Consider the following 14,229-nt stretch of genomic DNA (forward strand, 5'->3'; position numbering starts at 1 on the left):
GCCTCACACACAAACTTCCTGACACCCTCCTACGCTGTTAACGGTGCCCTTCACTATGCGCGTCACATCTCTACCAAGAGTGGGTTTACGAAGGTTTTTGCTGTCGCTGTCTCCGGTGGCGAAAAGCGTCATCGGATCACGCCTTACTACGTCGATGATCGGGGTGAGTTCAAACAGCTCGATGATATCGAGTCGTTCATCTGGTTCAATGAGTCGAATATCTACGAGTACTACACCCGCCATGTACTCGAAGAAGTCACTGACTACGAGAAGACGACCAAGGAGATCCTGAAAGACGCGGCCGAGCTTCACGAAAAGCTGCGGACGTTCGGCACTCTCAAGGACCAAGACAAGCCCTTGGTCGTCTCGGGTATTTTGCTCGCTCTCGATGAGGTTGAATACGGAAACTTCTCCATTGCCTCGCTCCACGGTGACAAACTTGCTGGGTCTCGCGACGGCGACAAGATCATGGCCGCTATCAAGGCTCGCCTAACCCGATCAAACGTCGGCCCCGACGCTAAGCGCGACAAGCTCCTGCGTGAATTTGCCGTCATTACCGATAGCGTGCGATTGAACGAGGTTAACCCCACGCTCGGGAAGACGCCCCTGAAGTACTACACCGAGTTTTTGAACAAGCGGGTCTTCCAGGCCATCAAATACCAGCAAACATCCGAAGACTTCATCGGTCGCTTCTACGGCGAGTTCATGAGCTACTCGGGAGGCGACGGTCAATCTCTCGGTATTATTCTCACGCCTAAGCACATGACTGACCTCATGGTGGACCTCGTCGACGTGCGTCCCGACGATATCGTCCTGGACCCTACCTGCGGTACTGCCGGATTCCTTATCGCCGCAATGCACAAAATGTTGCACTCGGCGGAGAGTGATTCGCAGCGTCGAAGCATCAAGAAGAAGCAGCTGCACGGCTTTGAGATTCAGCCAAATATGTTCGCCATTGCTGCAACAAACATGATCCTCCGGCATGACGGAAACTCGAACATTCAAGCCGCCGATTTTCTGTCCCAGAACCCGGCAGACCTCCAACTTCAAAAGCATGCGTCTGTTGGTTTGATGAATCCGCCGTACAGTCAGGGCAAGGACGACCCTAATCAGTACGAAATTCTCTTTACAGAGCACCTTCTCGACTCGATGACCGAAGAGGGGCGTGTAGCGGTGATTATTCCGCAATCTTGCGTCACTAATAAGACCAAGATTGAGCGACAAGCCAAGCAGCGCATCTTGAAGCGACACACGCTGGAAGGCGTAATCACCTGTAACCCAAACACTTTCTATGGTGTCGGCACTCATGCGTGTATTGCGATCTTCACCGCAGGTGTGCCCCATCCACCGGAACACGAAGCCAAGTTCATCGACTTTCGGGATGATGGCTTTGTGGTCCGACCTCACATCGGTCTGATAGAAGGTGACACCGCTAAAGACAAGCGTCAGCACTTGCTAGATGTGTGGAACGGTCTGATCGAATCTTCGTCAGAGTTCTGTGTTTCCTCGACAGTGCTGTCAACCGACGAGTGGCTACACAGTTTTTACTACTTCAACGACGAGATCCCTACGGACAATGACTTTGAGAAGGCCATTGGTGACTATCTCACATTCGAGTTCTCAATGATCATGCAAAACCGTGGATACCTTTTCGAGGGAGGGGACAACAATGAAGCCTCTTGATCAATTGAACTGGGAGCCTCGTGTTCTCCAGGATGAGTTTGATTGCGCCAAAGGCGTCTACCTCCAAACCGACAGCGTCGTCGACGGAGACATCCCTTATGTAACTGCGAAAGCTGGGGGGAACGGTCTTAATCGTTTTATCGGCAACCGAGTCTTGTTCCCCGGTAACCACTTGACGGTTGAAAAAGTGAGGCTGAGTGCTTACTACCAGCCCGCTCCCTTTTACTGCTCTCATGACGTGAGCACATTGACCAACAGCTCTCTGAACGCTGAAAATGCGCAGTTCCTAGCAACCATGATTATGCGGAACGGTGCTAAGTATTCTTACGGTCGTCAGGCTCAGCTAGATGTCGTGAAACGCGAGAAAGTGTTTCTTCCGACAACCAGTAACGGCGATGTTGATTACGACTACATGGAGCAATATTCTGCTCAGACCCGAGAGCGATTGCTCGAACGCTATCAAGGTGTTCTGCGCTCCCGGCTTTCCGACCTCGTACACCATGACATCCCCGAACTTAGCGAAAAGGACTGGTCTGAGTTCCCGCTCAATGAAGTCTTCGCCGTGAAGTCCGGTGTCAGGTTGACTACGGCCGACAAAACCCCTGGACAACGCCCGTTTATCGGCGCTACTGACAATACCAATGGCGTTACGGGCTTTGTTTCCAACGAGAATCCTTCTTTGGACTCAAACGTCTTGGGAGTTAATTACAACGGCGCTCCGTGCATCGCCTTCTATCATCCCTATGAGGCTATTTTCACAGATGATGTGAAGCGTTTGAGGCTGCTGCATCATAGCAATAACGCCCTGGTCTTACTGTTCTGCAAGGTTGTCGTCATGCAACAAAGGGCGAAGTATTCCTACGGTTACAAGTTCAATGCCGGAAGAATGGCTCGCCAGCTTCTCATGTTTCCCGTGACAAGCGACGGGGATATCGACTACGAGTACATGGAGAAGTACGCCGAGAATATGCTTCTCAGGAAGTACAGGCAGTACTCGGATTACCTCGCATCGCTTCTCGAAACCGATGCAGAGGAGAGCTAACCATGCTCATCGGTTATGCACGTGTGTCCACATCCAAGCAAGGGCAGTCGCTCGACACCCAGCGCGAGGCGCTCATCGACGCTGGCTGCGACGCTGCGCACATCTACACCGACACCATCTCGGGGACCAAGTGGCAGCGGCCGGGCCTCGACGATGCTCTCGCCTACATGCGCCCAGACGACACACTAGTCGTGACCAGGCTGGACCGTCTCGGCCGCAACCTGGCGGAGACTGTGAACACCATCGCTGACCTGGCGGATCGCGACATCAACGTCAAGGTGCTAGAGCCAGCGCTAGACACGTCGCGGCCTGCCGACAAGGTGGTGATCAACGTCATGGCGTCGCTGGCTGAGTGGGAGCGCGACCTGCTGATCCAGCGCACCCGTGAAGGCGTAGCCCACGCCCGAGCACAGGGCAGGGTAGCCGGGCCGAAGCCCAAACTCTCCAACGAGCAAGCCCAGGTGGCCAAAGAGTTACTCGACGGTGGCAAGTCCGTGAGTGCAGTGGCGAGGACGTTCAACGTATCTAGGCCCACCATTTACAGAGCCATCGAGCGCCTTGAGGCTGACGCATAATAGCCCAGACCTATCACGAGGGCTGCGTCGCTAGCGCCACTGTCCTGCAAGCCAAGCACCGAACAGCGCTAGCGACGCCCTGAGCGCGTGGGGGTGCTGCAGGGCGCGGTAATAGCACTGCCCGGCACAGCCGGGGCCAAATACGGAATTGATCACACACATCCGTATTTGGCAAGGAGTGCTCATGTCCACCTACTCGCAAACTCTTACGTCCCACGGCGAGATCCTCGCCAACATCCCCGGCATCCTGGGCTTTTATCCACAGAACTCGCTGGTCATCTCGTTCTTTGAACGAAACAGTGACACCCCTGGTCTGCACCTGGGGCCGCTTGCCCGTCTCGACCTCGACGACGCTGTCGAGACGCTAATCGACAACCAAGCGCAATTCTCTGCCCTGTCCGGCAGCCTCGACACCGACGCCGTCATCGCGTACGTGGTCAGCAGCAACCCATCTGCTGCCGACGACCTGGCGGAGTTCCTGCTCAGCGAGGACTCACCACTGCCAACGGTGCTTGCCATCGTGCAGGTTCCAGAGATCACCTCTGGGACGGGATGGTGGACTGTCTACCAGCAGCTGAGTCTGTCAGCACCGCGCAGCGGCGTAGTTAGCGAGGTGTCCAGCTCCGCTGCGCTGCAGCAGATGATCTTAGATACCGGTCAGCTACCAGCACTGTCGCGTGGTGAACTGGAGCAACGTCTCGACAGCACGGCTCACGGCATCAACGAGGCCGAGTACCAGGACATCATCGCTGATGTTGAGGCTTACGAGAAAGAGATCCACTTCCTCCGCGACGACCTGCAGCGTGAGTATGAGCAGGCCACTGTGGGGATTGCAAACCCCACTGACACACGAGCTATCCGATCTGCGCTGAGGTGCTTCACTACTCCTATGCTGCGCGATCCACTGCTCGCAGCGCTACTGGACGAGCCAGAGCAGGGTCTTGAGTTCGCAGAACCCCTTATGCGTACCGTGCCACGAGATTGGCTCAAGATGCGGTCGCAAATAACCGCTACCGTGGCTGTTCTCGCGCAAGCCACTGGCCAGACAGGATTTGCAGGCGTGGCAGCGAACAAAGCCACCGAGCTGAGCGAGACAGAGAACTTTCCGAACCTGGTGGCCAGGTCCCTCAACCTTGGCCTAGGCAGCAAGCTGATTACAAGCGTCAAACAGGGTGCAGAGAAGGCACACTATCTTCTGTTCGACGCTTAAATCTTTCACCCCGTTGCAGCATGCGCTGTAGCGGGGTTTCTTTTTCTACCAGTGCCGTGACCAGGGAAGAAGGTCATTTCCACCGAGCAGGGGAGAAGCACCTAGACAGCAGAGCTGTCTCCAGAAACCGGATTGAGAATCAATCCACGACAAGGAGACGCATCATGTACCACTACACCAGCGAAGATCTCGAACTGCTCTACATGCTCTCTGACGGCGTTGATGGCGAAGACGCCGATCCGGGGGCTACGCAGGAGCTACGCGACCTAGAAGCAGCCGGAGCACACCTGCCCTGGGCCGTGCTGTAACAGCATTTACAGCAGCAGCAAAGCAGCTGCTCAAACACACAATTGAAAGACAATCACACACTCACTCATATAAGGAGAAATCACAATGTCCAACCCGTTTAACAATGGCACCATCGTTGGCAACGCAGCACGCGAGCCGAAGATCTTTGAGCACGCAAACGGCGGTGCGACGGTGAAGCTCAACGTCTACGCACGTAATACGTTCAAGAACAAGTCCACAGGCAAGGTGGAATCAGAGATTGTCGAACTCACTGGCTACGTGGCTGACGCCAAGAACCTCGGCGTCTTCGGATGCATCGGCGCTGGTGATCGCGTTGCAGTGAGCTACTCGCTGAAGACTGACAACTACACCGATAAGGACGGCAACAAGCACTATCCGCTGGTAGCGCGCATCGACACTGTGCAGCTGATCGACTCCAAGAAGGAGTCTGAGGCACGAGCAGCACGCCGCGAGAACAGCGCAGATAACGCTGCTGCTAATGACTCTGAAGAAGTGCCGTTCTAGTTGCAACAACACCCCGCAGGGAAACCTGCGGGGTTATTTTTTCAGCACAGACCACGCATAACGCCGTCGCCGTCCAGTACGGGAGCGCTGATACTCCTGCTCCAGACGCTCTGTCTCTACACAGTGCATTACATGAGCCATTACATGCGCTGTTTTACTGCACTGTGTACTAGCCATTCCATTACGCACTACGCTGGCGCACTTCAAGTTCATTGAAATCTTCTCAGACATTAGTGGTTCTCCTTCAAGTGAAGAATGCTTTAACTGGCCCCACCTTACCGGCATTCCTCTCAAACTTGGCCTCTGTTCGCTATGAGCGTTGGGGCACAGCGCCTAAGGCGCATACGGAAGCTGGGTTAACATTTACTCATGTCTGTTTCTGAGCTGTCCACCAGTACCCAGAACTATTTGAAAGCTATCTGGGGGCTAAAGGAATGGTCATCCGAGCCCGTTACCGCCACACTTATAGCGAAACAGCTGGGACTCAAGCTCTCCTCGGTCTCCGATGCAGTGCGCAAAATGTCGAAGCAAGGGCTCGTGTCACACACGCCCTATGGCTCTGTGGAGTTAACCGAACTTGGCAGGCAGTACGCATTGGTCATGGTGCGCCGCCACCGATTGCTTGAGTCTTTTTTGGTTCAAGCATTGGATTATACGTGGGACGAGGTCCATGATGAAGCCGAAAATCTTGAACACGCGGTGTCTGACATGCTCATAGAGCGCGTGGATAAGTTCCTCAATTACCCCACTAGGGATCCACACGGCGACCCTATCCCTACGGTTGATGGACAGGTCACTATCCCCAGTGCGCACCGTCTCACCGACAGCGGCGCACAACCGCAGGTGACCGTGGAACGCATTTCTGATTCCGACCCACAACTGCTGGCCTTCCTCAAAGAGCAAGGCATCGTCATTGGGGCTGTTCTTACCACGCGCGAAGGAACGCCCTTTTCAGAATCGCTCGAAGTACAGGTAGCCGACAGTACTCAGTGGGTAGTACTTGGGCGCCCAGCTACGGACGCAGTGTTTGTAGCACACCACAGCCTGTAGTCTTTCCCCTTCTCATTAATCCTGTCCCTACCTGCCCTTTTAAAAACTACGGTGCGGCGTAGTTTGCAACTACGGTAGTATGTAGTTAATCTTTTCGATCATCACCTATCCCACTTATGGCTAAGGCCAGGATGAGCAGGATTGTCATGTCAGACTCACCAGATTTGGTGTACTTTTCTAGCGTTTCTGAAAACACAAAAAGATTCGTCGAACGCTTAGATAGACCCGCAGTGCGCATTCCACTGCGGCCCAAGAAAACCGGAATGATCCAGGTTTCACACCCGTACGTACTCATCGTTCCAACCTACGGCGGTGGCTCGCTCAAACGCGCAGTCCCCAAACAGGTCATCGACTTCCTCAATGACCCAATCAACCGTTCCTTTATCCGGGGCGTGATTACCTCAGGCAATACCAACTTCGGAAGCGCTTACTGCGTCGCCGGCCGCATCATTTCCGCTAAGTGCCACGTTCCAGAGCTGTATCACTTCGAACTGCTCGGCACGCAGAAGGACGTTGCCGCTGTAAAGCAGGGCCTTCACAAGTTTTGGGAGCAGCAAAGCAACTAACAATTACACCCCATTGATTTCCCACAAAATGAAGACCACATCCGCAACACACAGATTGGAAACCACAATGCCGCCACTTAAGGCCACCCCCACACAGCCCATTGGCCCTACGCCCCGCACCGCTTCAGCAGACGATGCCGGCGGTGTCGGTAAGCGCAAGAGCTACCATGCACTCAACGCGCAGCTGAACCTATTCGACGATTCGGGAAGAATCCAGTTCGACAAGGACATTGAGGCAACACAAGACTTTTTAGCGCACCATGTCACTCCCCGCATGCATCAGTTTGAATCCACCAAGCAGCGCTTGGAGTGGTTGGTTGATAACGAATACTACGAGCGGGAATTCCTTGAGCTTTATGATGACGATTTTCTGTGCACTATGTACGACAGAGCCCACCGAGCCAAGCATCAGTTCCGCACTTTCCTCGGCGCATTTAAGTTCTTTACTTCATACGCACTGAAAACCTTTGATGGCTCGCGATTTCTGGAAGGCTACGAAGAACGCGTCGCCACCACAGCTTTGTACCTTGCACAGGGCGATGAAGAGCTTGCGGAGAAGCTGGTGGATGACATCATGACCGGACGCTTCCAGCCCGCCACCCCTACTTTTCTCAACGCAGGAAAAGCCCAGCGTGGCGAAATGGTCTCCTGCTTCCTCCTTCGCATCGAAGACAATTTGGAAAGCATTGGCCGCAGCGTGAACTCTGCACTGCAGCTTTCAAAACGCGGCGGTGGTGTGGCCTTGTTACTGAGCAATCTGCGCGAATCCGGAGCCCCAATCAAAAAGATTGAGAACCAAGCTTCCGGCGTAGTCCCAGTCATGAAAATTCTGGAAGATAGCTTCAGCTATGCCAACCAATTGGGCGCTCGACAGGGCGCTGGAGCCGTCTACCTACATGCGCACCATCCAGATATTCTTCGTTTCCTGGATACCAAGCGGGAAAATGCCGATGAGAAAGTCCGCATTAAGACTCTTTCGCTGGGAGTTGTTATTCCAGATATAACCTTCCAGCTGGCCAAAGAGAACAAGGATATGCATCTTTTTAGCCCGTATGACATCGCTCGCGAGTACGGCGTAGCCATGTCTGACATGTCTATCACCGAGTATTACGACGAGCTGGTTTCCAATCCGCGAATTTCTCATACGACTATCAAGGCCCGCGAGTTTTTCACCACGCTGGCTGAGCTTCAGTTTGAATCTGGATACCCCTACATACTCTTTGAGGATACGGTCAACCGCGCTAATCCCCTCAAAGGACATATCAATATGTCCAATCTGTGTAGTGAGATCCTCCAGGTCAACACGCCATCCACCTACGGCGCCTCAGGTAACTACACCACCGTTGGCCAGGACATTTCCTGCAATCTAGGGTCGCTCAACATCGCTAAAGCTTTTGAATCACCGGACTTTGGGGAAACTGTTGAAACCGCGGTGCGCGCTCTCACGAAGGTCTCAGACCTAACAAATATCGAAGCTGTTCCTTCCATCGCTCACGGTAATGCATCCATGCATGCCATCGGGTTGGGCCAAATGAATCTCCACGGTTTCCTGGCTTCCAAGCGTATTCCTTATGGCTGCGCCGAAGCACTGGACTTTACAAATATCTATTTCCTGACCGTGACCTATCATGCGCTCCGTGCATCCCATGCGCTAGCGGTTGAGAAAGGTCAACGATTCACTGGCTTTGAAGAATCCACCTATGCCACTGGCGTCTACTTCGACAAGTACATCGACCAAGACTGGGCGCCGGCCACTGACCACGTAAAACAGCTATTCCATGAGGCTGGCGTGCAGATTCCTCAACGCGAGGATTGGCTACGGCTCAAGAACCAAGTGATGCAAGACGGCATCTACAACGCCTACTTGCAGGCAGTTCCACCCACTGGATCAATTTCCTACATCAATGACTCCACCGCGTCCATACACCCGATTGCCTCCAAGATTGAAATACGCAAGGAAGGCCGCTTGGGGCGCGTGTACTACCCCGCACCGGAAATGACCAACGACAACTTGGAGTATTTCGATGACTCCTACACCGTGGGGTACAAAAAAATCATCGACACCTACGCTATGGCCACCCAACACGTGGACCAAGGGCTTTCCCTGACTTTGTTCTTCACCGCTGACACCACTACGCGGGACATCAACAAGGCACAAATCTATGCCTGGAAAGCCGGAATCAAGACCTTGTACTACATCCGTTTACGCCAACCTGCACTCCAGGGAACCGAGGTCGAAGGCTGCGTTTCCTGTGCTCTGTAGGAACACGGTCTTTCCTTCATTCACAACCATCCATCAAGAAAGAAAGAAGCTATGTCTTCAACATCAAACACTGCTGAGCTAACCAGCATCTCAGTTACGCCGCCAAGTTACCGGCATGACCCTTCAGCCCGCATCCGCGCCATCAATTGGAATCGGGTGAGCGATGAGAAGGATCTTGAAGTGTGGAACCGCCTCACCGCCAACTTTTGGTTGCCAGAAAAGGTTCCACTTTCAAACGATCTCCCGGCGTGGCAGAGGATGACACCGGAGGAACGCAACCTCACCATGCGGGTGTTCACGGGACTCACCACCCTGGACACCGTCCAGGCCACTGTGGGCGAAATCTGTCAGATCCAAGATGCCCGCACCGAGCACGAGGAGGCCGTGTATACCAACATCGCCTTCATGCAATCAGTCCATGCCCGTTCTTACTCTTCAGTGTTTTCTACTTTGAGCAGTACGAAAGAAATTGATGAGGCATACCGCTGGGCGGTGAATAATGACCTTCTCCAGGCACGCGCCAAAAAAGTGCTCACTCATTATTTTGGACCCGATCCACTCAAGCGCAAAGTGTCATCGACGCTGCTTTCCTCGCTGCTTCTCTACGCGGGTTTCTATCTTCCCCTGCATTTTTCCGTCCACGCCACCCTGACAAATACGGCAGACATGATTCGCCTCATTCTGCGTGACAAGGCAGTGCACGGTTACTACTCAGGCTACAAGTACCAGCGCGGACTGGAAACGTCTGCTCCACAACGGCAACAGGAGATGCATGATTTCACTATTTCCTTGCTCGAAGAGCTTTATGCCCTAGAGCTGGATTATTCCGGCGAGCTATATGAGCCGTTGGGGCTCATGGATGATGTAGCTGTATTCGTTCGCTATAACGCCAATAAGGCGCTCATGAATTTGGGCTACCCGGACTACTTCCCACCTGAAGAAACGGAAGTGAACCCGGAAATCCTCGCTGCCCTAGCACCTGGAGCAGATGAAAACCATGACTTCTTCTCCGGCTCCGGTTCCTCCTATGTCATTGGCACCGCTGAAGAAACGAGTGATGATGACTGGGATTTCTAAACCGTTTCCACGACCAGACCAAGGAAGCTGGCTTGAGACCATCGCGCTGTTTGAAGCCATCCGCGAAGGAAACCAACCAGCAGCCATGCGGCTTTTGGATACGTCCGCCGCACGGGAGGCCGTCCTCGGGGGACTGTTAGGACTCATCGAACTGTACTTCCGCCATGAAGAAGACAAAGTGGATAACTTTCTTACTGCCGCCCACGCCGCCGGGCCACCGCCTGCCTTTGGCTGCAAGCCTTTTCTCCCTTGATCGCACGTACCTACGCCCAACTAAGAAGAAAGGACTTCCTATGACCACCCCACGCATTAGTGTTATCGTCGGCAGCCTGCGCCGCGGCTCATTTGCGCGCAAGATTGCACACGAAGTGCTCACAATGATCCCTGAAAACTACCAGGCAGACATCGTTGAAATCCGTGACTTGCCGCTCTATGACTTCGACTACGATGACCCCTCGGTCACGGACAAGCCCATTCCAGCTGAGTACACCACTTTCCGCGACACCATCAAGAACTCGAGCGGCGTCCTCTTTGTTACCCCGGAAAATAACCGTACTATCCCTGCCTGTCTCAAGAATGCAGTGGACATCGGTTCCAAGCCCAACTCGGATGTGGCTTGGAAGAACCTTCCCGCAGGTATCATCAGTCACTCTGTAGGCCGCATGGGCGGCTACAGTTCACAGAAGAACCTCCGGCTCGCCCTGTCCTACTTCGATATGCCGCTTCCTGGTCAGCCCGAGGTATTCCTTGGCCAATCCCCCACCCTCTTCGAAGACTCCGGCCATCTCAATGAAGGCACCGCAGGCTTTGTCAAAGACTACGTTATACGCTTCCTGCAGTTGGTCGACATGACATTAACAGCCAAGCACAGCTAGCGACGGCGACTAACCCTAGCCACCGCCCTCTACGAAGTACTTGAAGGCTTCTAAAGGGCCTTCTCAAAGACACAAACCCCGGATTCACACTCATCCTTGAGTTACCTGAATCTGAACCCAGGACGCTTCAAAAAACACCGCTCTAATTCTTCGATTTTCGCTGAATTAGAGCGGTTTTAGCGCTGTCGCTGGACACTGACCCCGGCGACACCCTGCTAGGCCGCTACAGGGCCGTACAGGGCGCGTGGTGAGCTACTACAGCTCCATGCCACCATCGCGGTCGCGCTGTTGCTGCTGCTGGCGGCGCTTGTTGGTTCGTTCCTGAGCACGACGGCGTGCGGCGGTCCGTTCCTGCTGAGTGCGCTGTTCGACAGTATCGAGGTAGCGCTGCTTCATCTCAGGGTCGTTATCGAGTTCGACATGCAGGAAGTCCCGGTCTACGTGGGAAATCTCTTGCAGAGACTCAACAGCCTCTTCGATGATGATCTTGGCTTCCTCCTCTGCAGCTGCGCGGCGCGCTTCGAGACTTTCGGCGAACGCACGTTTCTCCGTGTCAAAGGCTTCACGCTCACTGTCCAGGGCTGCGCGTTCGCTAGCCAGCTGTTCACGCTCACGCGCGGCCTCGCTGCGGATGCTCTCAGCGTCCCGCTCGGCTTCCTTGCGTGCTGAGGTGCGGATGCTCTCTGCGTCCTGTTCCGCACGCTTGAGCTTGCCCTCTGCAGCACTGTTGACCTCTTCGGCACGGTCCAGCAGCTCATCTGCTTGAGCTTCGGCCAGCCCTGCCGTCTGCTCAGCATCCTTGCGTGCTTCACTACGGATCTGCTCTGCCTCCTGCTCAGCCTTCTCGCGTGTCTCGCGTAGTACGCGTTCGGCCACTGCACGCGCCTGCGTGTCAGCGTTCTCCAGTACGCCCTGCGCTGCTTCACGGTCTTTCTTGGCCTGTTCGAGTTCCTCTGCGGCCTGCTTGAGATCACGGTCAATCGCGTCCATGTCTCGTTGTACAGAACGGCGCTTGACCTCCACCTCGTCCTCGCGGTTCGTGAGGTCACGCTCCCGGTCCTGCTGCTCCGCATAGCGGTCAGGACTGAGTGACTCGTCGTGTCGTTCAGACACATCTAGCTCTACCGGATAACCCAGCGCGTACATGTGCTCGCGGAGTCCGCGCTGCGCGTCGATGAACTTCTGGTTCCCGGAGATTTGTTTGCCCTTCTTCGGGCCATCTTTGTACCGCACCGAGGTGTCGGTGTTGTACGCGATGCCGGGGCGGCAACGTAGCTTGGCAGGGTCTTTCGGGTCAGGGGAGAAGGTGTCAGCCTGGAACTGGATGTGAGGCGTGCTCTCATCGAAGTTCATATCCCCGCCGGCCACAGCATCGATGCCGCCGGGGATGAAGTTCTCGGCGAGCCAGCGCATCGACTCTTCGAGGTACTCCTTCGCTTCGTCGTAGTCGCGCGCTACCAGCCGTGCTCGCTTCACCTCACGGCCGTCCACCTCACTGGTGTAGAAATCGGGGACCTCCACACACATCGACTTCGGCAGATGCACGACGAACAATGACGTTTCAAACGAGTTCTTCTGTACACGTACACCGTCCATACGGGCGTCCTGGTACTGCAGGACTTCCTCGACGGATGTTGCGCGCCTGAACGTCCCATCTCCGTTGTTCACGAACGGGACGTTCAAGTGCGCGTCGGCCACGACGATGTTTGAGTTCATCGCGGCCTGATGCGCGAGATCCTGCGGATCTAATTCTCGCATCGCCTCCTTGAGGAGTCGCTTGCGATCTCCACGTGTGTCTCCGCCGCAGTTATCGCGGCGAAGATGGCGCAGATTGAACGCTGCGCGTCCCTTCTGCGCTGTAGATGTCTCCGACATATCTGTGTACCTCCTGTAGATGTGTGCGCGCACACGGAGCCTCTGTCTTCGACCCCTCCATGTACGCGCACACATGGCGAACTTGAGTTTTCTGGGGACCCCTAAGAATCGTTCGGGTCCCTTAGCTACGCCGTCCCACACGATTCTACCCCAAAAAACTCAAGTTCTTTAGCCCCCTAAAGACCTCAGTCTAACCTCCTCGCAAGCTCGGATAACTGAGGTCTCACGGGGGCGCCTGCAGCGGGCAATCTGCTCGCGCAAAAACCCTCCCTACTCGGTCGGCTTTTTCACGCTTCGCCTTGTGTGAAAAGCTACGTGACCTGCGAAGATACGCTGTGGCGATCTCCTTGGTCCCGTAGCAGGGCAGTGTTTTCACGGCGCTATTCGCCCCGTTCGACCCTGCCTGAGGCTTCTGACGAAGCCCGACATAACCGTCACATTAAAAATGTACCGGTTATGAAGCGGTGCGCATTTTCGGCGCGAAAATTGACGCCGGTATGTAAGCGGTGCATTTTCCCTGCTCATGCAGTGAAAATAAGACTTTTCAAAAAAGTCCTGGCGTCGCACACCCTTATGCTGGGTTTACGGTGTCAGCGCTGAAAACCAGCCCTGACACATCAAATCCGTCATCGCTGCAGCTCAGACGGTAAAAAATCGGTTATGAACCGATTGTTTTTTGCGTGTAACCGGTTCGTAACCGGTTGACACACATATCCTTCGGAATATCTCGCTGAGGCCATGCTGTTTTCGCGTTGCTGCAGCCCTGCAGCACGGCCACGACAGTGGCTCTGGGCACGACAAAACCCCGCCACGAGGACGGGGTTTCGATGTGGGAGGACCGCTACGGCGGTACAGTTTTCGCGCTCAGGCTGTACGGCGACACAGGGTGAGGCTGTACAGCCACGCGCCTAATTCTGTACAGACTCACCGGAGTTATCCGGCTCGCTGGACGCTCCGCTGTGGGTATCAGACGGCTTCTCACCGTCAGGCTCGGAGGGTTTGTCAGGCTTGTCTTTGCCCTCTTTGGGTGGCTCATCGCCGTCGAGGTTTACCTCAAACTCTTTGGCGTACTCACGCATCTTCTCTAGCCGTTCTTTCGCCGCCTTGTGTGCACGGCGGGCTTCATTCACGGCGTCTTTGGCCCTCTGTTCTTCAAGCATCGCGGCCTCGTAGTCTTCACGAAAAGACATGATTTTTCTC

General features: G+C 54.7%; 14 protein-coding genes. 12 read left to right on the forward strand and 2 right to left on the reverse strand.

Going from position 1 to position 14,229, the window contains the following annotated elements:
* The 12 genes from HMPREF3067_RS07740 to HMPREF3067_RS07785 form a co-directional block, all read left to right on the forward strand.
* Positions 1–1,683: HsdM family class I SAM-dependent methyltransferase (locus tag HMPREF3067_RS07740; protein ID WP_070769156.1), on the forward strand; the 1,683-nt coding region annotated here is incomplete at its 5' end.
* Positions 1,670–2,725, forward strand: a complete 1,056-nt coding sequence (locus tag HMPREF3067_RS07745; RefSeq protein ID WP_070769157.1) for a restriction endonuclease subunit S — start codon at positions 1,670–1,672, stop codon at positions 2,723–2,725. The genes HMPREF3067_RS07740 and HMPREF3067_RS07745, both read left to right, overlap by 14 nt.
* 2 nt (positions 2,726–2,727) lie before the next feature.
* Entirely contained in the window at positions 2,728–3,300 is a 573-nt protein-coding gene (locus HMPREF3067_RS07750; RefSeq protein WP_070769158.1) for a recombinase family protein, read from the forward strand.
* 184 nt (positions 3,301–3,484) lie between these two features.
* Positions 3,485–4,510 (forward strand): DUF4192 domain-containing protein, encoded by a 1,026-nt coding sequence (locus HMPREF3067_RS07755; protein WP_070769159.1) that lies wholly within the window; start codon positions 3,485–3,487, stop codon positions 4,508–4,510.
* Positions 4,511–4,674: 164 nt separating this feature from the next.
* On the forward strand, positions 4,675–4,818 hold the full coding sequence (locus HMPREF3067_RS11375; protein ID WP_168166961.1) for a hypothetical protein: 144 nt from the start codon (positions 4,675–4,677) through the stop codon (positions 4,816–4,818).
* 85 nt (positions 4,819–4,903) lie between these two features.
* Positions 4,904–5,323, forward strand: coding sequence for a single-stranded DNA-binding protein (locus tag HMPREF3067_RS07760; RefSeq protein WP_070362918.1), 420 nt, complete (start codon positions 4,904–4,906; stop codon positions 5,321–5,323).
* 369 nt (positions 5,324–5,692) lie between these two features.
* Positions 5,693–6,373, forward strand: a complete 681-nt coding sequence (locus HMPREF3067_RS11620) for a metal-dependent transcriptional regulator (RefSeq protein ID WP_022862719.1) — start codon at positions 5,693–5,695, stop codon at positions 6,371–6,373.
* A 116-nt stretch (positions 6,374–6,489) separates the two neighbouring features.
* Positions 6,490–6,939: a class Ib ribonucleoside-diphosphate reductase assembly flavoprotein NrdI gene (nrdI, locus tag HMPREF3067_RS07770; RefSeq protein ID WP_052093126.1), complete on the forward strand. Its 450-nt coding sequence runs from the start codon at positions 6,490–6,492 to the stop codon at positions 6,937–6,939.
* Positions 6,940–7,006: 67 nt separating this feature from the next.
* The gene (gene nrdE / locus HMPREF3067_RS07775) at positions 7,007–9,202 is read left to right on the forward strand and encodes a class 1b ribonucleoside-diphosphate reductase subunit alpha (RefSeq protein ID WP_052205721.1); all 2,196 of its coding nucleotides are present in this window, start codon (positions 7,007–7,009) and stop codon (positions 9,200–9,202) included.
* A 51-nt stretch (positions 9,203–9,253) separates the two neighbouring features.
* Complete coding sequence (gene nrdF, locus HMPREF3067_RS07780; RefSeq protein WP_034666259.1) at positions 9,254–10,279, forward strand: class 1b ribonucleoside-diphosphate reductase subunit beta; 1,026 nt, start codon at positions 9,254–9,256, stop codon at positions 10,277–10,279.
* Complete coding sequence (locus HMPREF3067_RS11265) at positions 10,230–10,532, forward strand: hypothetical protein (RefSeq protein WP_141737323.1); 303 nt, start codon at positions 10,230–10,232, stop codon at positions 10,530–10,532. The genes nrdF and HMPREF3067_RS11265 overlap by 50 nt, the downstream gene beginning before the upstream one ends.
* A gap of 40 nt (positions 10,533–10,572) precedes the next feature.
* Complete coding sequence (locus HMPREF3067_RS07785; RefSeq protein ID WP_022862715.1) at positions 10,573–11,154, forward strand: NADPH-dependent FMN reductase; 582 nt, start codon at positions 10,573–10,575, stop codon at positions 11,152–11,154.
* A 255-nt stretch (positions 11,155–11,409) separates the two neighbouring features.
* Here the strand turns inward: HMPREF3067_RS07785 and HMPREF3067_RS07790 are convergent, their stop codons facing one another.
* Together HMPREF3067_RS07790 and HMPREF3067_RS07795 are read right to left on the reverse strand one after the other, a co-directional pair.
* Positions 11,410–13,029, reverse strand: coding sequence for a plasmid recombination protein (locus HMPREF3067_RS07790; protein ID WP_246819277.1), 1,620 nt, complete (start codon positions 13,027–13,029; stop codon positions 11,410–11,412).
* 908 nt (positions 13,030–13,937) lie between these two features.
* On the reverse strand, positions 13,938–14,219 hold the full coding sequence (locus HMPREF3067_RS07795; protein ID WP_070769160.1) for a hypothetical protein: 282 nt from the start codon (positions 14,217–14,219) through the stop codon (positions 13,938–13,940).
* Positions 14,220–14,229: the final 10 nt, after the last annotated feature.

The sequence above is a fragment of the Corynebacterium sp. HMSC04H06 genome, assembly GCF_001815935.1.
Classification (GTDB): domain Bacteria; phylum Actinomycetota; class Actinomycetes; order Mycobacteriales; family Mycobacteriaceae; genus Corynebacterium.